The sequence below is a fragment of the Ectobacillus soli genome, from assembly GCF_042610425.1.
Lineage (GTDB): Bacteria > Bacillota > Bacilli > Bacillales > Bacillaceae_G > Ectobacillus.
This window is the reverse complement of record NZ_JBGJZM010000001.1, coordinates 1866144-1885342: the sequence shown is the minus strand read 5'-3', so window position 1 is coordinate 1885342 and position 19199 is coordinate 1866144. Positions and strand designations below refer to the sequence as shown.

Below are 19199 nucleotides of genomic sequence, written 5' to 3'. Positions count from 1 at the left end.
TGTGCCATGTGAATTTAAAGCTAAAACAAAGGAGAGTTTCAGAATGAAATCGAAAGAAAAGGGTAGGATTGACCTGCTTTTAGTAGCAATACTTATATTTTCTCTATTTTTGAATTTTTATCAAGTGACAAAGGCAGGATCTAACACGTATTACACGGTTGCCGTGAAAAGTATGTTAACTAGCTTCCATAACTTTTTCTTCGTTTCCTATGACCCAGCTGGATTTATTACGGTAGATAAACCGCCGGTTGCCCTTTGGATTCAAGCACTAAGCGCAGCAATCTTTGGTGTAAATGATTTTAGTGTAATCTTACCAGAGGCACTAGCGGGAGTTGTGTCTGTATGGCTATTGTATCGGATTGTAAAGCCGAAATTTGGACGCAGTAGCGCACTTCTATCTAGTCTTACGTTAGCATGTACGCCGATTTTTGTTGCAGTTGTTCGGACAAACAATGTAGATAGTATTTTAATTGTAACATTGTTACTTGCGACTATGGCACTTATGAAAGCGGTAGAAAAACAAAAACTAAGCTGGCTTATTGTAAGTGTAATGTTAGTTGGAATTGGATTTAACGTTAAAATGCTGCAAGCCTATATGGTTCTTCCAGCCTTTTACTTATTCTATTTGTTTGCTGTAAAAACATCGTGGAAGAAAAAAATTGCTCAGCTTGCTATCGCAACCGTTGTACTTGCAGCAGTTTCGCTTTCATGGGCAGTAGTTGTAGATTCTATCTCGAAGGATAACCGGCCATACATTGGAAGTAGTCAAACAAACTCTGTGCTTGAACTGGCATTTGGATACAATGGGATTTCACGGTTAACCGGAGATAAAGGCAATCAGCCAAAGAAAAATGACCAAGCCATCCAAGGACAACTAGACTTTGGTAATGCTATGCCTAACGGTAACAATCCAGTGCAAAGTGGAACGAATTCCTTTTCTCCTCCTGGAGGTCAAGGAATGGGAGGTATGTTTGGTACTGGTAAAGCTGGTGTACTTCGTCTGTTCCAAAAAGAATTGTCTGGCCAAGCAAGCTGGCTTTTACCATTTGTTTTATTTACCGTAATCGGTGTGTTTGCTTCGCTGAAAAGCAAGCGGGAGCTCACCATGCAGCAGTATTTTACAGCATTTTGGGCACTCTGGCTGCTCCCCATGCTCGTGTTTTTTAGCATCGCACAGTTTTTTCATCAATATTATTTGAGCATGATGGGACCGGCCATCGCAGCATTAACCGGAATCGGTTGGACAGCACTCTGGAAGCTATATAAAGAAAAACAAGGCTGGATGTTATTGCCAGGTGCGATTTTCATTACTTCTGTATTTGAAGCGATTATTATCTATGAAAATAGTAGTGCTATTGCAGTAGGATGGATGATTGTACCCCTTGGTTTAGGAATTATTCTATCAGGACTTCTTATTTTCTTGAAAGAACGTGAAAAAGCAGCATATTATACATCCTTAGCGGGCGTGCTTTCTTTGCTCATTTTTCCATTCGTTTGGACGATGTGGACGGTTTTAGGCGGGGGAAATAGCACACTTCCTGTTGCAGGACCTAGTACCCAACAAAACTTTATGAGAGGTGGTCCAATAGGAGAGATGCCTCCGGGCGGACCTGGCAGTGTACAAAATGGTTCTTCGATGAAGGAACGATTTGATAACGGAGAAGGCAGACCTAACCGCGGCGGACAAGGATTTGCACGAGGGAATATGCCAGGCAGAGGAACGCAGGTTAACCAGAAATTGCTTACGTATTTAGAAAACAATTATACCGGCGAAACCTTTCTCTATGCGACCGAAAGCTCACAAGAAGCAGGATCTACCATGCTGAATACGAATTATGCTGTAATGGCTATGGGAGGATTCTCCGGAAGTGATCCCGCCTTATCGGTTTCAAAACTTGAATATATGCTAAAGGAAGGACAAGTGAAATACTTCCTTATTAGCGGTCAAGGAAGGGGTAATCAAGAGGTTACTAAGTGGATTACATCTCATTGTAAGGAAGTACCAAGCAGTGAATGGCAAGCGACGTCCTCCACAACGGATAACCAAGCTGCAGGAATGTCACAAAAATTGTATGTATATCAAGGGTAGTGAGTATAAAAAAGGGAATGGCACCTATTTTTGAGCCATTCCCTTTTTTATTTATTATATAAACAGGTTATGATTAGCATCCTCTGTTTCACTTAGATAGGTTGCCACTCCTGCATATTCAATGTTATCCATCAATTCTTCTTTTTTAATACCCATTACATCCATGCTCATTGTGCATGCAATCAGTTTTACACCTGAAGCTTGTGCCATTTGAATAAGTGATTGCAGGCTTTCTACATTTTTTTGTTTGATGACATTTTTCATCATTTTCGTTCCGATTCCACCCATATTCATTTTAGAAAGTGGCAATTTATTGATCCCTTTTGGCATCATTATTCCAAACATTTTTTCTATTATACTCTTTTCTACTTTCGGAGAGTTTTCTTTTCTCAGAATGTTTAAGCCCCAGAATGTGAAGAACATTGTTACATTCTTACCCATTGCAGCTGCACCATTTGCAATAATAAAGGAAGCCATTGCTTTATCATAATCCCCGCTGAATACTACCATAGTCGTTCCATTTTTTGTCTCTGAAACTGTTTGGTGAGCATTTGAGTTGCCTGTTCCCTTTTGAATAATAGCTTTTACGATTTTGTTTTCGAATGAAGATGAAAGAAGTGTATTCCCTGTCCGTTTGCACCATGCACCTATATCACTTGCAAAGCCGGGATCAGAAGCAGAAACTTCTACAATATCTCCTTGTGAGAGTGCATCCATTTGTTTTTTTACTTGTAATATGGGACCTGGACATTGTAGACCACAAGCATCAATTGTTATCGTGTTTGCTGTTTCCACGCTAGCTGCCACCTCTTTTATAGCTTCAATTTGTTCTACTGGTTCTATTAAGTCGTTCTCATTGTCTCCGTATGCTGCTTTATATGTTTTATAGCCTCCGTCCAGGTTTTTTACATTAAAGCCATGTTGCTGTAGTATACGAGCTGCTAGGTAACCACGAAGCCCGAATTGACAAGAAACATATATGGTTTGATCTGTTGGTAATTCATGTATACGTTCGCGAATTGCGTCAAGAGGGATATTTACGGAACCTGGTATAGAACCCATTTCTAGTTCGAATGGATCACGAACGTCGATTAGAAGTCCACCGTTTTGGACGATTTCGTTAATTTCATGCCACTGTACAGTTTCTACCATACCTTCGATAATATTTGATGCTACATATCCAGCCATATTTACTGGATCTTTAGCGGATGAATAAGGAGGAGCATAGGAAAGCTCTAAATCTGGTAAATCACGAACGGTTAATTTTCCTTTCATTGCTGTTGCAATGACATCAATTCGTTTATCTACACCATCCGTTCCAATCGCTTGTGCGCCGTAAATGGTTCCTTCTGTTGGATGAAATAATAATTTAAGCGCTATAGTAGTTGAACCCGGATAATACCCTGCATGAGAATTTGGATGAATATGGATGGCTTGATATGGTAATCCTAGTTCTTTTAATGTCTTTTCATTATTACCAGTCGAAGCTACTGTTAATTCAAATACCTTTGCAATAGATGTGCCCATCGTTCCATTATAAGTAACATCCTTACCAGCAATATGGTCTGCAACTAAACGGCCTTGTCGGTTTGCCGGCCAAGCGAGAGGAATCATCGCTTTCGTACCATTGATATAATCACTAACTTCAATAGCATCTCCAATAGCATAAATAGATGGGTCTTCAGTTTGAAGAGTCGGGCCAACTTTGATTGCGTTTTTTACTCCGAGAGGTAACCCTGCTTCTTTCGCTAATGTATGTTCTGGTGCAACACCAATTGATAATATAATCATATCTGCATCTAATGAAGTACCGCTATTTAAGATTACTTTCTTTCCGTTATCTTCAAATGCCTTAACTTCATCTTCTAAAATCAGTTCTACTCCATTTTGGACGATATGCTCATGAAGTAGAGCTGCCATTTCATAATCTACAGGAGCCATCACTTGATTTCCTTTTTGTACGAGCGAAACATGGATGCCAAGACTACATAAGTTTTCCATCATCTCAATACCGATGAATCCTCCACCAATGACCACTGCTTTTTGAATGTGATGGGTATCAACATACTGTTTGATTTTATCTGTATCGGGAATATTCCGTAATGTAAATAGATTATTAGCATCTTGAATACCAGGAATCGCAGGTTTTACAGGATGTGCTCCAGGAGATAAAATTAATACATCATAGGATTCTTCATATATCTTTCCAGTTTGTACATGTTTTACTGTTACTGTCTTCTCGTCACGATTGATTTTGGTTACTTCACTATAGTTACGAATGTCCATATTGAAACGTAAAGACATGCTCTCTACAGTTTGCAGCAGTAATTTATCACGAGAATTTATGCTACCACCAATATAATAGGGTAACCCACAGTTTGCGAAGGAAATATACTCTCCCCGTTCCAATAATACGATTTCAAAATTTTCATCTAAACGACGTAAGCGAGCTGCAGCTGTTGCACCGCCAGCAACTCCGCCAACTATGACTATTTTCGTTCCTTTTGACACAAGTAGCACTCCCTTTTCCTATGTTAGTTCTGCAAAGATGCCAGGTAATTAAATCTTTATATGGCATACCATACCTACTTTGGTATGGTAATGAAAATAACAGTGAGAGTCAACTACCTAATGATAGTAATTTTAAGATGTATGTAATAAAAAACGATAGTTGACGGCCGAGGATACTGAAAAAATATGGACTTCGAAAAATAGTTGCTTTTTCTGCGAGCGGTCACAATCGGAGCTGAATTTTTCCATCTTTTACCCATAAATAAGACCACTGAAAGGTAGTATTTTTTCAGTGGTCATTTGACAGCCAGTTATCGTTTTTTCTTATGTTGTGAATATCTTTTAGAAATATTGCTCCCTAGGCTTGTGATTACAATATGGTTCTTCTGCAAGATAATTTTCTTCAGCATAGTAGGCACGTGCCCGGCATCCTGAGCAAACATTTGTATATTCACATACTCCGCATTTTCCCTCCAATAAAGATGGATTACGTAGGTTTTGGAATACGCTAGACTCATTCCAGATCGTTTGTAACGATTGTTCTAACACATTCCCTGCTTTGACGGGAAGGTATCCACACGGCTGCACATTTCCCTTATGAGAAATGAAACATACGCCCGTTCCGCCAAGACAACCCTTTGTCACGGCAGCCATACCATGTGTTTGCATTGTTATACGTTCCCCAGCTTTTCTTGCTTCTTGTCGCATTATGCGGTAGTAATGCGGAGCACATGTAGCCCGTACCTCAAAGGAAGCAGCCCGTGAACGGTTGTAAAACCAACGAAGTACTTCCTCATACTTATCTGCACTTAACATATTGCTCTCTACAATTTCCAATCCACATCCAACGGGAACGAGCATAAACAAATGAAGTGCATTTACATTCATCTGCTGGGCAAGCTGGAACATCTTCTCTATATCTTCGACATTATGTGTTGTAATGGTTGAATTAAATTGTAATTCCAATCCCATTGCTTGCACATTTCTTGCCCCGCGAAGCGCAGCCTCGAATGCTCCCGGCAACCCGCGAAAGCTGTCATGAATCTCAGCACTAGGTCCGTCCATACTAATCGCAACCCGCTTGATTCCGGCATCCTTAATTTTCCTTGCAATCTCTTCCGTAATCAATGTTCCATTAGAGGCCATTGCAACTGGAATGCCCTTTGACGAAGCATAGCTTGCAATGTCAAAAAAGTCCGGACGATACAAAGGTTCTCCACCAGTTAAAATTAAAATAGGTTTTTTATCAAATTTTGCAATATCATCAATTACTTCATAAGCTTGCTTGTCAGTTAGCTCATCCGCTGCCCGCTGCGGTTGAGCTGTCGCTCGGCAATGAACGCATTTTAAATTGCAACCTTCTGTAAGCTCCCAAAAAATCAAGCGAGGCGCTGTATGTGCATTCAATGAAGAATATTTCGTAGTTGAACGATCCTTTGTTTCCATTAGCATTCTATCTCCCCAATTCCTTGAAGTATAAACATTATTAGTATAAGAGAGATTGTAACGATTACTTTACAGAAGGTATCACAATATCGTGAACGGGGGAATTTTACTTATAGGTATATTGGGCAATGATTTTATAGTCGTAATATTGGATTCTCGTTAGGAAAGCGTAAAATCTATTTTAATAGGAGAACAATTGCTTTTTAGTTTAAATGGTGTGGAAATCTTACTTTTAGATTGAAAATTTTATTAAAAGAAGTGGAAGGTGCAGGAGTTTGTATAAAATTGGATAATTATTACATTTGAAAGGTGCTTTTGAAATGAAAAAGGGGGCTACATATGAAAAAAATTTTGATTCTCGTATTGCTGTCAATTTCGTTAATGGGCTGTGCAAGTCTACCTGATACGAAGAATAGTGCAACGCCAAATCCTGCTGCTGCAGACCAAAGTAAACCAGCATCGACCGATCCAACCAGTCAAGATGCAACGAAATCTACAAGCTCATCCTCAGGAAGTGACACAGCAAAGGATTCTTCCAATTCAAAACAAGATACAACGAAATCATCTAATTCAACATCTACTTCCTCCAATACTACTGATTCAAAGACAACCGATGTAGTTAAAATTGTAAACGTATCCACACCCGCTCCGCGAAATAGTACTGTGACCGTTACAGCAAAAGTCTCACCGCATGCAACAGCACAAATTACAGTAAATGATGGAAAGGGTACAAGCAATATCGCTGGACTTGAAGCACACAAAGCAGATGCAAACGGTACTGTATCCTGGTCATGGCATATTAGCGAGAAAGAGACGATTGGAGTAGAATCCGTTAAAGTAACTAGTAACGGAGCGAGTGCGGCATCGAAATTTACTGTTATTCAATAGTAGGAGAGTGGGCCTTGTTTATATTACACAAGGCTCACTTGTTTTATAGTAGGAAGGGGAGTTATAAATAGAATAATTAGATAATTCTTGTGAAATACGGCACATAGTATTGTAAAACAAAAACTGGGAATTTATAATGAAATTAGATATAAAAGGAAGAATGGTTAACGGCCAGAAGCGCACAAAGTTCTTACGTTGCTTGATAATTGAAATTTTGCAATTATCAATATTGTGTAAGAGGTATGTCGCTTTTTTTATTCCTTTTAATCAAAATTATTGCGAAATGGGAGGAATGCAAGATGGAAAAAATGTGTATGAATATGATGATGATGATGTCTATGGACCGTATGATGGGTGAAATGAATGGTATGAAAATGATGATGGAACAAATGAAAGAAATGAATATGGAAATGAACATGGATCAAATGATGGTGAAAATGCAAGAATGTGATGAAATGATGACAATGATGATGGGCATGATGAGCGGAATGAAAGAAAAGTGCTAACTTTTTAGGAACAGCACCTTACTCAGTAAGGTGCTGTTGTATTAAGAAATTTGTTTAGACTGAATATAGGCAAGACGAATTTGTTTTCCTAACGAAACTCGCGTTTGTTTTAAATTCCAAAGCTTTTGATCTAATTCACTAGAGGAATCTTTCGTTTGCAGTTGATGATAAATCGTAAGAATTTCTTGGTTTATGCTATTATATTGATCCCAAAGAGTTTGAAGAGAAAATGTATCTTGTTTTTCTTCTGTTCTTACAAATTGTAGTTTATCCAAGATATCTTTTTGCCAAGCGGTATCATTAATACTACCTGCATATAGGTATAAGTCTAAATAATCATTGATTACTAATTCAGTTTCTCTATTCATGTTTATTCTCCTTTTTTATAACCGAAAACCCTCTTCCTAAGAAGAGGGTTTTTGTATAAAAAAGACACCTCTTCTTATCTTTCAAAGCATAGCTTTGCTGGAATTAGCACCGTACACATTGCTGTGTGGTTGCTGAGGCTTCGTAGGGCCAGTCCCTCCACCTCTCCGGATAAGAGATTTTCGATTGTTTGATTTTTCTAAATTTTAATAAATTCATATTGGGTTGTCAATAGGATTGTATAAAAAAATTTGTTTTTAAAATTATTTGAATAATTATATTTTGGAAGTGGGGAAGGGGATATTGAGTCCTTTCAAGAAATTGCTAGAATTACAGAACGAGGGTAGCTTACAAATTCATTTTTGTACAAGTAATCATGTTCTCTTTTTATTGCCTTGCTTTTGAAAATACGATACATTATTTTGGCTTATTTTTTAATATCACCCAAACCACAGATGCAATAATACCAAATCCTAATACTAATCCTAATCCAACGATTACATCTATCATTAATAATTAGCTCCTTTGTATTAAATTATTTCATCTAAAGAATCCTTGTATATAGTTACAGTCTTGACATCCTAGCAATAGTTCAAACTTATCTCAGGTTTTAATTAATTGGGTTTATTTAGTTTCTGTGATTCTGTGGGAAAGTAGCAAATGTAAACAATCCTTGAATTATATAGCGTTCTTATAGTAACAATATACCAAATCTAGTAAACTAAATAGGAAAGCTAATGCAGGCGATAGTTGCCGATTGAAGGAGTTGACAGGTTATGATAGCACCAGTCGTTATTATTATTGTTTTAGTTATTTTGGTTATAATTAGTTCAATTCGTATTGTACAACAATATCAACAAGCCGTTGTTCTTCGTTTAGGACGTTACACTCGTTCCCTACAACCTGGAATTCAGTTTATTATTCCGCTTGTTGATGTCGTGAAACCTGTAGATATGCGGATTCGCGTTGAAAATGTAGAGAATCAAGATATTATTACGAAAGATAGTGTACCCGTTACAATTAATGCAGTTGTTTACTATCAAGTCGTAAATGCACATAAGGCACTTCTTGATGTAGAAAACTACAGAAAAGCAACTTCTACCGTAGCGCAAACGATTCTTCGTTCTAATTTAGGTGCGCATACGATGTCAGAAATGCTTACGGAGCAAAAAAAATTAGATGATTTGCTTAGAAAGGAATTGGATGAGGCTACTGAGTCATGGGGCATTAAAATAACAGGCGTAGAAATACGATCTATGGATTTACCAGAAGGTCTGCGCCGTGCAATGGCGAAAGAAGCCGAGGCTGAGCGTGAACGGGTAGCTAAAGTTATTGCGGCAAAAGGGGAATACGAAGCCGCAGAAAAACTTGCTGAGGCAGCAGAAGTGCTTAATAAACAGCCGGCTGCTATTCAACTTCGTATGCTACAAACGATGACAGAAATCGCAGCAGAAAAAAATAGTACGATTCTATTTCCATTTGAAGTATCCTCTGTGGCAAATTTATTTGCGAAACAGGAGAAGTAAAAAAAACCCTGAATGGGTTTTTTTTACTCCGTTGTATATGGTTTTTCTTCTTCCACTAGCTCTCGTGCTTCCTCAATATTCGTTTTTTCCCCTTTTAGGTGCACTGTGCCACCAGAAAGACCTTCATTAATCATACGATCAATATCTAAGTATGCTTGATCTCTTCCTTCATACAATGTATCCTCGTTTTTTTTGCCCAATATGATTCCCTCCTAGTAGTTTATGTAAATGTATTTGTAGTATATGGAATAGGTAAATTAATTATGTATGGTTGTTTGAGGGAGAGCGTTTTCTTGACTTTGAAAAGAAAGCAACCTAAGCTACATATAGAAGGTGGCTTTTTATAGCGACTAAGCATCTACGAACCAACATTTAAAAAGAAAAAAGGGAGTTGTTGAAGATGTTTGATGTAGTAATTATTGGAGCCGGATCAGCTGGTGCAAGTGCTGCTCTATTTACAGCAAAGGCTGGAAAGAAAACATTAGTACTTGAAAATGATAAAAGCTTAACAAAACGTGCATGGATTGAAAATCACTACGGCGTGATGGAAATCACTGGACCTGAATTACTAGAAATGGGAAAAAAACAGGCAGCGAAATTTGGAGCTGAAATTGTAGGAGATAAGGTAGTAAACATTGTTAAAAATGAGGAAGGTTTTCAAATTCAAGCAGAAAACGGTTCTTACGAAGCAAAATATATAATTCTTGCAACAGGTATGTCCGTTGATCTTGCAGAAACAGTAGGTTTGAAAACGAAGCCAGCAACAGAACCTCGCCTAAAAGCTGTATTTGATGTAGATGCAGCTGGAAAAACAAATATTGATGGTATTTGGGCAGCAGGTATCGCTGCAGGATCAGGTTTCCATACCATTATTACAGCAGGAGACGGCGCAAAAGTTGCTGTTAACATTTTAAGTGAAATGAGCGGCGCACGTTATGTTGATCACGATGTTTTAAAATAAAAAAAGGGGACAGCGTTTGCTGTCCTTATTTCATTTCTTGAAAGATAGTTTTCACTTTGTTAGCCACGTAACCGCTACCGCCCCGGTTTTTTACATCTTCAATCATCATTGCTACTATGGAATTTGGAGCATCGGCATTATAGCCGATAAACCAGCCATTTTCTGTACCATTTTCCTCTTTTCCTTGCTTTAATTCAGCTGTTCCTGTTTTACCTGCAAGCGTCATTCCTTCTATTTTGGCACCTTTTCCTGTTCCTTCGGGATTGTTTACAACAGCAATCAGTGCTTTATTAATGACATCAGCGTTTTCTTTTGTTGTAACATTGGATTTCCACACTTTACTATCATTTTCTCCTCGTAGTAAGGATGGATAAGGAATGTTACCATCATTTACAAAGGGTGCATAGGAAAGAGCGGCTTGTAGGGATGTTAAAACAACTTCCCCTTGTCCATAGGAAGTATCTGCTAACTGGATATCATTTTTTATGTCACCTAATTTTGAATCTTGAAATGGATATGCAAGCGGAAGTTTCTCGCCAAGTCCAAATTTCTTCGCTTCTTCGGTGAATTTATCTTTGCCAATTTTTAAACCCGATTGGGCAAAATATATATTATCTGAATAGACCATGGCAGTTTCTAGGTTGACTGGATTAACTTCATGTACACGTGTTATATAGTAATTTCCCCAAGATGCATCTTTGGCCCATTGCAATCCGGTGATGGGGAGTGCCTCGGTCGGATCTATCGTTTTTACTTGTAATCCAATCGTAGCGGTAATCGGTTTAAATACGGAGCCTGGTGCATAGGCCTTTGTAAAGCGGTTCATCAGCGGCTTTTTCGGGTCATTGTTTAAAGACTGCCAATCTGCATCCTTTAATCCTCTAACAAATCCATTTGGATCATAAGAGGGGCTGCTTACAAGTGCAAGTATTTCTCCTGTTTTCGGACTGATAGCCGAAGCAGTTCCGGCATCTTGATTCATCTGATTATAGATTGCTTGCTGCAGACGACTATCAATATTTACTGTAATGGTTTCACCATCTGTTTGTTTTTTCTCTGCCAGTGTTTCTTTTTCCTTGCCAGAGGAATCTGTAATGTAGATTCTTCCGCCATTTTCACCTCTTAGCTTCGCTTCATAGACTTGTTCCAAACCAGCCTTTCCTACTACATCACCTGTACGATAACCTTTTAATGTCTTTAAATCATCAGCACTTACTTCTCGTATGTACCCGGTTAGATGGGCAGCTGCATCCTTTAATGGATACGTCCGAATTGGTACGGATTTGGTTGCAACGCCAGGTAAGCTTACATAATCCGTTATATTATCAGAATCTGGAAGAAACGCTAGAGGGACAAAAAGAGAAGGCTGTACCCATTTTTCCTTTAGCTTATTGTTTATCGTATCAACCGAAATACCAAGTTTAACAGCTAAAGTTTGCTTTGTTTGCTCCCCATTATCGCCGAGCTTTCCAGGGACAATGCCAACTTGGTTTGCATTTCCATTTATAGCAAGACCTTGTCCGCTTCGATCGAGAATTTCCCCGCGCTTTGCCTTATAGGTTTGAATGCCAATCTTATCTCCTTCTTTCATGGAAGGGAAGAGGAGCGATGGATTCCATTCTACTTTCCACACATTTTTCTTATCTTGCACCTCCTTAATGAGAGGAAGCGACTCGTTGAACGAAATGTCTCCCGCTAATGTATTCATTTTCACAGAGAAGGGAAGTGAACTTTTCCCATTTTGTTCCTCGTTTTTTGTTTTTGACTCAACTGCACCGATTGTAATTTGACTGACTTCCATGTCCTTATAAATTTTTTCATAACGTTTAATAAAATCATCCTTCGATATAGCAGCTTGAGATGCGCTCGAAAGTTGATCGTACATCACATCAAATTTTTGTTCATTCCATGCTTTTGTATAAATCTGAAGCGTCTGTTCAGGCTTTGCTTCTTGTCCACAGCCTACTAAAAAAAGAAGTACCCCAACAATGATTACCCATATTTTCTTCATTTTCCTCCTCCTACCAATAGCGTTACACCTAGTATTCTATAAAAATTAACATATAAATACAAATGTACTAAATATATAAATTTAATTTACAACGTAAACAAAGTGAAAACGTTATCTTGAAAAAGTGTTTCAAAGCTGTAACATTTTATAGCACAGGAGAGTGCTATAATAAGCCTTGTTATATAACATATAAGCGAAAAATAATTTAAATGGAGGCTTTCATATGTGGGTAATTACTGTTCATTGCAAGGACCAAACAACTATGTTTGAGTTTGACACATTAAGAGAAGCGAAAGAAGTATTTGAAAATATTAAAGGAATCAAATATCTTTCACAAGTCATCTACTTCAATGATGCAAACATCGCATCAGCAGTTTAAACTATTTAAAAAAAACAATAATTACATGACTAACCTAGTGTCATGCGTAGTCAGCCTTAGATTGCTTTTTAATCTGAGGCTATTTTATTTGTAGTGAATCCAGTAGCATCCTTTGTGACTTTGCTAGAAAAGAAAAAAACAGACATTTCACTTGAAGACAGACTGTAATCATAGTATATTAGTAATTATTGTTTTCTATAACACAATGGATAAAAAGTGATATAATGTATATGTTTTTTATCTAGTAGTACACAATTATTTATAACTGTCTAGGAGTGAGTATAGGTGAAGATTAAGCGCGTTACTTTTGATAAGGATATGAATGGTGAAATCCGTCTCGCAAATAATAGAGTTATTCTCTATTTAGATATGGAAAAGGGAGGAACAGTTCTTCTATTTACTGAATTCAATCCGGAAGAGCATACGATCAAAGCAAACAATGTTTCATTTGAAGGTTTGTGGTGTCCTTGCTGCCATACAAGAAATACATCAACATGTCCAAGCTTATACAGTAAGAAAAATCAATTGTTACGTGAGGCGTATGACTTTTTGGAACAACATTCTGAAACAAAATTTTCTACTCTTACTGGTCCATTACAGGTTATATAATGATAAAAAAAGGTGTCATTTCGATGACACCTTTTTTCCTGTATTTAGCTCCCTACTTATTTACAAACGGACGCAATAAGTAACTTATGAGTTTTAATGAATTTACATGATTGCGTGTAAGTAAGGTTTTCCCAATTGGACCGTTAAGTCCGCTTACCATTACATCAAACGAATGATTACTGAGAGCCTCCACCCCGCGGCGTAGGGTTAAAGAATGGCGATAGCTATCTCGCAAGGGTTTTGTAAGCTCCTCAAATGTTTCTAACCCACACAGATCATAAGCTGCATAAATACCTGTCAACATGGATTCAAATTGTCCAAACCCAAGGAAGGGCATAAGTGAACCAAAGCAACTCCCGACAAATAATGTATTTCCGATGCGCGGATGGGTACAAATTCCCATTGGATAGTTCGTAAATTGAAACTGGTCGGTAATAGGCAACGTCTGACCTAGTTCCTCTTGGATTCCCTCATAAAACCGATTCCAAAGAGTAGTGGTATCTACCTCGGATTGTGCAGGTAAATCTGGGTGAGCGATGACAATATTAGCTTCTGCATTCGAGTACGGAAGAAGATAGGCATATCCTTTTGGTGCCCAATCATTACGTAACCAGACTTGTACTGTAGACCGTTCAAATTCTCCTTTTACGGTAGCCCCCTTTAATGAAACCGATAGATCTTCTCGAAAATTTCGTAATTTCACTGCATAAGAAGCATCACCGGTAGCAACGACAACATGCGTAAATTCATGTGACAATTCTTCGTAGGAATAAGAGGATTGAAAGGTAATTTCGGATTTTACTTGCTCTGCTAATTGATGTTCAAAAGACTGCTCATGACGTCCTCTAATATTTATGTAGCCTACATGTTCCTGAATACTGGCTGTTTGATGTTCAGAATGGATAATGAGCTCTCCTATATGACTCGTAGGCTTTAAATAAATTTGAAATTCCTCTGACAAATATCGAATTGGATCTGCGATAGGAGCTGATAAAATCGATAACATGCTCTCGGCACAAATAAATCGATCCCCAACCCGGTCACGTTTTTCAAAAATAGTTGGATAAATCCCATGACGTTCTAGCATAATGGCACACGTAAGCCCAGATAATCCTGCTCCCATGATTGCTACTTTCATTTTCTCTTCCTCCATTTTGCTGTATTGAAGATAGTATGTGAAATCAATCATGATAATATGTAGTATTTACTAAATAGAATTATATTAAAGTATTGTAAATTACTATTTCTATTTTTTTACAAAAACATTAATTATGAGTATAGAAGAATGGTTAATTTCTAGTATTTAGTAGAATCACAAGGAAATAGTGTGTTTATGGATAATATTGTATGAACTATTGGCACTTTATTGTTAAAATATTTGCAAGATATACTATATAAAAATTTCTATGAAAATAGTAATATAAAAAGGTAGTGAAGAGGGTCATTTGTGTATCCTTTTCATTTGCACCGCAATTATAAAGGATCAACCTCTTCCAACTACATGCTTATTATTTTAAGGAGAGGATGTGTAGGAGTGAAAAAGATTTGGCTAACTGTATGTACCCTCGTTACAGTTTACGGTGTCCAAGCAGTGCCTAATTCAGTTGTAACCTCTACAAGTTCTGTAGCTGCTCAAGGTGTGGTTAATGAGCAAACAGTAAGTTTTGATGCGCTTGTTAGAGATAAAATGAATGGCAATGGGGTATGGACTCTTCCGTATGGGGTACAGGGCGCTACTTACGTAGGAGACGTATCTATGTATAGCGGTATGATGGTTCATATTATGGGGAGCACGCAAGTTGGAAATGTACTATGGTATCATGTGCAGGTAAATGGTCAAGAACTAGGTTGGCTTGATAGTAAGGTTGTAAATGCTGCAACGAATTTGAATCAAAATCAACTAGTAGTGTCTACAGCAGGAAATGGTGTTTGGTCTATTCCGTATGGTTTAAATGGTGCGGGTTATATTGGTTCGACCAATGATTATGTAGGAAAAGACATAAAAGTAACACAGAAACTTACGATTGGTAATGTCGTATGGAATCAATTTAGTGTAAATGGTCAAGTAATCGGCTGGCTTGATAGCAGTGTGTTAAGTAATCTGACTAATTTTCAAATGATGAATCAGACTGCCGTAATGGGTGCGACGAATGTCAATGGCATCTGGTCCATTCCTTATGGTCTTTCAGGTGCAAATTATCTTGGCTCTACGGACCAATATGCTTTTCGAAATTTGCAATTGCTGGAGAGCGCTACATATGGAAATGTACAATGGTACAAGTTTAGTCTAGACGGTCAAGTAATCGGCTGGATTAGCAGCAATGCGCTAGACAATGCAGGATTGGCAAAGACGATAAATGTATCCGTGACGATTGGGAGTACGGCTGGCAACGGTATTTGGACAGTTCCTTATGGTATTACGGGTGCTCAGTATGTAGCAAGTACCAATGATTATACCTATCAAACAGTACAAGCAGTTAAGTCCGTAACAATTGGAAGTACCACTTGGTATCAAGTGCAAAAAGACGGTAAGTTGCTGGGCTGGATTGACAGTGTAAAGACATTGACAGATTTGACAAATATTAAAGATGAGAATCGAACTGCAGTTATCGCACCTTCAAGTAAAGGTGATGGCATATGGAGCTTACCGTATGGGGAATATGGTGCAAATTTTGTAGAACCAACCAATGATTTTAGTTTTCAAATGGTGCAAATTGTGCAAAGTGCAACAAAAGGAACAACCACTTGGAACAAAATTCAGCAGGGTAATCGCGTTTTAGGTTGGGTTGATGCAAATGTATTTTCTGCTCAAAATGTATTTTCTATGCTAGATTCAAATGGGGACGTTCATTATAATTGGAATAATGGTGGACCTACTGGTTTTAATTCACAATTGTTCCAAGCTGACTTTGTTCAGAATAAGCAGTTAAATGGTGGGGATTATTTCGCCCAGTCATTTGCAGATGATGGAGTCAAGGTATCGGTTGATAATAATACAGTGATTGATCGCTGGACACCAGCCGCTGGCCAAACTGATCGTGCTTTATTACCAAACCTAGCAGCAGGCTCACATAACATTCATACGCAATATTATCAAAATGGTGGGGGAGCAGCTGTATTTTCAGATGTAGTACCATTTGGTAGCTGGCTTGCTTATTATTATCCAAATGAATCGCTTTCTGGATATCCGGTTGCAGCGAAGACACTTCCACAAGCAGCCAATGGTGGGTTACAAGATGATAATGGCTTGGAAGGATCCCCTGCTACAGGTGTTCCTGGAACTCATTTCTCATCACGTTATGTTACGGCAGAACATCTTAAAGCTGGACAGTATCTTCTATACACAGGAGCGGATGATGGTGTTCGTGTATATGTAGATGGACAAAAGGTTGCAGATACATGGGGGTATAATACTTACAATGAACAAGCGTTAAGAATAAATATTTATGATAACCCAAATGCAGCAAATGGTTTAACTGATGTGCACTGGATTGAAGTGGAATATATGCAAGGTACAGGCTTTAGTAAAGTAACGACAGTATTGAAACCTGCATATTCCTTTATCGATGTTTCCCACTGGGAAGGAAGTGTGGACTGGAATCAAGTGAAGCAGTCTGGCATTTCTGCTGCTTATATGAAGGCAACAGAGGGTGTAACATATACAGATCCTACGTACGCACAATATGTTCAAAATGCATCTGCTACAGGTCTTTTAGTGGGTGCGTATCATTTTGCTCATCCTGAACAAGATGACGCTATATCGGAAGCAAAGCATTTTGTTGATGTATTAAATCAATACCATACAGACTTAATGCCTGTACTGGATCTTGAATCGCCAGCAGGTCCAACTAGTACGCTAACAGGCTCTTATGTTTCAAACTGGGCAAGAGATTTTATAAACTATGTACAGAGTGCAACAGGCAGACGTGTCATGCTGTATACAGGCCGTTGGTATGTAAATGGCTTTGGGATATCTGGGCTTAATGATGTTCCGCTATGGATTTCAAAATATAGCTCAACCACTCCGTCAACATTAAGCGATTGGAATGGGTGGAATTCATGGCAATATACAGATAGCGGCAGCGTTAATGGCGTAGGAACTGTCGACATGAATGTTACCACTTCTTTAGATGGTTTGAAATAATTAGAAAAGAAAAAAGAGGCTACTGAAACCATACAATGTTTCAGTAGTCTTTTTTGTGCCCATGTTTCAGATAGTAGAGGGGGAGCGGTAACAAAAGGGGGAGGATTGTGCTCGCCAGAGTGAAAAAAAGAGACATCGTGGTATATTCATTAGACGTTTCTGTTGCTTTTAGTTAAGAAGAGAAACGATTGGTGATTCGTGCTGGGAACAAAATAGCATCTGTAATAAGCCTTTCTTTCCAATACAAAGAGGCCCTTGAAAATGATATGACATTTCAAGGACCTCTTTAAGTAAAATGTTTTTCTGATTATTCGCCAAGCTCCACATTGTGATACACTTGTTGAACATCTTCTAAATCTTCTAAAGCATCAATCATTTTTTCGAATTGTGCTTGTGCATCTTCTTCTAATGTTACATAGTTTTGGGCAATCATTGTAAGTTCAGCGACTACAAAGTCCGTGATACCCGCAGCTTTGAATGCATCTTGCACTGCATAGAATTGATCAGGCTCTGCATATACGATAACTGATTCATCTTCTTCGAGAATGTCACGAACGTCTACATCGGCTTCCATTAATAGCTCAAGAACTTCATCTGCCGTTTTGTCTTCAATTCCGATAACAGCTGTTGCATCAAACATATAAGCTACAGATCCCGTTACGCCCATATTCCCGCCATTTTTACCAAATGCAGCACGTACATCTGATGCTGTACGGTTTACGTTATTTGTTAATGCATCGACAATTACCATGCATCCATTTGGTCCAAATCCTTCATAACGGAGTGTATCGTATTTTTCATCCGATCCACCTTTGGCTTTTTCAATCGCACGATCAATAATCGTTCTTGGCACACTGTATGTTTTCGCACGTTCAAGAACGACTCTTAAATTTTGATTTGATTCCGGATCCGGTTCCCCGCTTCTAGCTGCCACATAAATTTCGCGTCCGAACTTTGCATAGATACGACTCGTATTAGAATCCTTTGATGCTTTTTTTTCTTTAATATTATTCCATTTACGGCCCATTAATAACACTCTCTTTCCACTTTGAATCTACACCTAGATTACTATGATTTGATAGCCTCTTCAACAACAAATAACGATAAGTTCTATTGAAGATGTGTATATATTCACTAAAACATTATACATCAAATGTATAATGAGTTTCGAGTTTAATCTTGAAAAACAGAGAACAACTGGTAAGAAGTGACAAATCGTTGAATATTTACATAAAAAACGTAGTTGAAATTTAAAACTGTGATATAAATCACAACCATTGTAAACGATATCAAGTATACTCACCATGTAAACAATAGTAATTACTCTGGGAGGCACATGACAATGACAAATCTTTATGAAAAATTTGGCGGAGAAGAAACGATTGGTCAGGTTGTTGATTATTTTTATAAACTCGTGTTAGCAGATGACACAGTGAATACATTTTTTGCGAATACAGATATGGAAAAGCAAAGACGTCATCAAACAAAGTTTATTAGCTTCGCATTAGGCGGACCAAACAAGTATTCTGGAAATTCTATGGCTAAGGCACATGAAGGAATGAATCTTCAACCTGCTCACTTTGGTGCAATTGCAACACATCTTCACGATGCACTGGCACATTTTGGAGTTGCGGAATCAGACATTGACCAAGTATTAGCTACTGTTTCTACACTACGTGATGATATTTTGTACAAATAAAGTGTTGCTAAAAAGGGTACGCATATCTAGGAAGATAAGCGTACCCCTTTTTTATTTAATCATA

Annotated in this window: 15 protein-coding genes, 2 pseudogenes and 1 riboswitch; of the genes and pseudogenes, 10 read left to right on the top strand and 7 right to left on the bottom strand. The window is 38.1% G+C overall.

What is annotated here, in order from left to right; all coding sequences use genetic code 11:
* Positions 1-43 precede the first annotated feature (43 nt).
* Positions 44-2089, top strand: coding sequence for a glycosyltransferase family 39 protein (locus tag ACAN53_RS09640; protein WP_379969379.1), 2046 nt, complete (start codon positions 44-46; stop codon positions 2087-2089).
* A 54-nt stretch (positions 2090-2143) separates the two neighbouring features.
* Here ACAN53_RS09640 and ACAN53_RS09635 read toward each other — a convergent pair whose 3' ends face one another.
* Positions 2144-4600 (bottom strand): CoA-disulfide reductase, encoded by a 2457-nt coding sequence (locus ACAN53_RS09635; protein ID WP_379969377.1) that lies wholly within the window; start codon positions 4598-4600, stop codon positions 2144-2146.
* Between the two features lie 342 nt (positions 4601-4942).
* Positions 4943-6052: a radical SAM protein gene (locus ACAN53_RS09630; protein ID WP_379969375.1), complete on the bottom strand. Its 1110-nt coding sequence runs from the start codon at positions 6050-6052 to the stop codon at positions 4943-4945.
* Positions 6053-6385: 333 nt separating this feature from the next.
* Between ACAN53_RS09630 and ACAN53_RS09625 the strand changes: the two genes are divergently transcribed.
* Positions 6386-6934, top strand: coding sequence for a hypothetical protein (locus tag ACAN53_RS09625; RefSeq protein WP_379969373.1), 549 nt, complete (start codon positions 6386-6388; stop codon positions 6932-6934).
* Positions 6935-7233: 299 nt separating this feature from the next.
* Positions 7234-7440 carry a hypothetical protein gene (locus ACAN53_RS09620; protein ID WP_379969371.1) on the top strand — a complete coding sequence of 69 codons (207 nt, stop codon included), beginning with the start codon at positions 7234-7236 and terminating at the stop codon, positions 7438-7440.
* Positions 7441-7481: 41 nt separating this feature from the next.
* Here ACAN53_RS09620 and ACAN53_RS09615 read toward each other — a convergent pair whose 3' ends face one another.
* Entirely contained in the window at positions 7482-7808 is a 327-nt protein-coding gene (locus tag ACAN53_RS09615) for a hypothetical protein (RefSeq protein WP_379969369.1), read from the bottom strand.
* Between the two features lie 71 nt (positions 7809-7879).
* Positions 7880-7984, bottom strand: a riboswitch (SAM riboswitch).
* Positions 7985-8582: 598 nt separating this feature from the next.
* Here ACAN53_RS09615 and ACAN53_RS09610 point away from each other — a divergent pair.
* A complete protein-coding gene (locus ACAN53_RS09610) occupies positions 8583-9332 on the top strand; it encodes an SPFH domain-containing protein (protein WP_379969367.1) in 750 nt (249 codons plus the stop codon).
* A gap of 23 nt (positions 9333-9355) precedes the next feature.
* Here the strand turns inward: ACAN53_RS09610 and ACAN53_RS09605 are convergent, their stop codons facing one another.
* Complete coding sequence (locus ACAN53_RS09605; RefSeq protein WP_379969365.1) at positions 9356-9532, bottom strand: hypothetical protein; 177 nt, start codon at positions 9530-9532, stop codon at positions 9356-9358.
* Positions 9533-9732: 200 nt separating this feature from the next.
* Between ACAN53_RS09605 and ACAN53_RS09600 the strand changes: the two genes are divergently transcribed.
* Positions 9733-10293, top strand: a complete 561-nt coding sequence (locus ACAN53_RS09600; RefSeq protein WP_379969363.1) for an FAD-dependent oxidoreductase — start codon at positions 9733-9735, stop codon at positions 10291-10293.
* Between the two features lie 25 nt (positions 10294-10318).
* On the opposite strand, the gene ACAN53_RS09595 is transcribed toward ACAN53_RS09600, so the two are convergent.
* A complete protein-coding gene (locus ACAN53_RS09595) occupies positions 10319-12304 on the bottom strand; it encodes a penicillin-binding transpeptidase domain-containing protein (RefSeq protein WP_379969361.1) in 1986 nt (661 codons plus the stop codon).
* Between the two features lie 223 nt (positions 12305-12527).
* On the opposite strand from ACAN53_RS09595, the gene ACAN53_RS09590 reads away from it, so the two are divergent.
* Together ACAN53_RS09590 and ACAN53_RS09585 are read left to right on the top strand one after the other, a co-directional pair.
* Complete coding sequence (locus ACAN53_RS09590) at positions 12528-12683, top strand: hypothetical protein (protein ID WP_379969359.1); 156 nt, start codon at positions 12528-12530, stop codon at positions 12681-12683.
* A 285-nt stretch (positions 12684-12968) separates the two neighbouring features.
* Positions 12969-13292, top strand: coding sequence for a hypothetical protein (locus ACAN53_RS09585; RefSeq protein WP_379969357.1), 324 nt, complete (start codon positions 12969-12971; stop codon positions 13290-13292).
* Positions 13293-13344: 52 nt separating this feature from the next.
* Here ACAN53_RS09585 and ACAN53_RS09580 read toward each other — a convergent pair whose 3' ends face one another.
* Positions 13345-14430 (bottom strand): NAD(P)/FAD-dependent oxidoreductase, encoded by a 1086-nt coding sequence (locus ACAN53_RS09580; protein ID WP_379969355.1) that lies wholly within the window; start codon positions 14428-14430, stop codon positions 13345-13347.
* Positions 14431-14793: 363 nt separating this feature from the next.
* Here ACAN53_RS09580 and ACAN53_RS09575 point away from each other — a divergent pair.
* A pseudogene (locus ACAN53_RS09575) lies at positions 14794-16089 on the top strand (GW domain-containing glycosaminoglycan-binding protein); the annotation flags it as partial.
* 27 nt (positions 16090-16116) lie between these two features.
* Positions 16117-17433, top strand: a pseudogene (locus tag ACAN53_RS09570) (GH25 family lysozyme); the annotation flags it as partial.
* A gap of 310 nt (positions 17434-17743) precedes the next feature.
* Here ACAN53_RS09570 and ACAN53_RS09565 read toward each other — a convergent pair.
* On the bottom strand, positions 17744-18463 hold the full coding sequence (locus ACAN53_RS09565) for a YebC/PmpR family DNA-binding transcriptional regulator (RefSeq protein WP_379970300.1): 720 nt from the start codon (positions 18461-18463) through the stop codon (positions 17744-17746).
* A 315-nt stretch (positions 18464-18778) separates the two neighbouring features.
* Between ACAN53_RS09565 and ACAN53_RS09560 the strand changes: the two genes are divergently transcribed.
* Complete coding sequence (locus ACAN53_RS09560; protein ID WP_379969353.1) at positions 18779-19135, top strand: group I truncated hemoglobin; 357 nt, start codon at positions 18779-18781, stop codon at positions 19133-19135.
* The last annotated feature ends 64 nt before the right edge of the window (positions 19136-19199 follow it).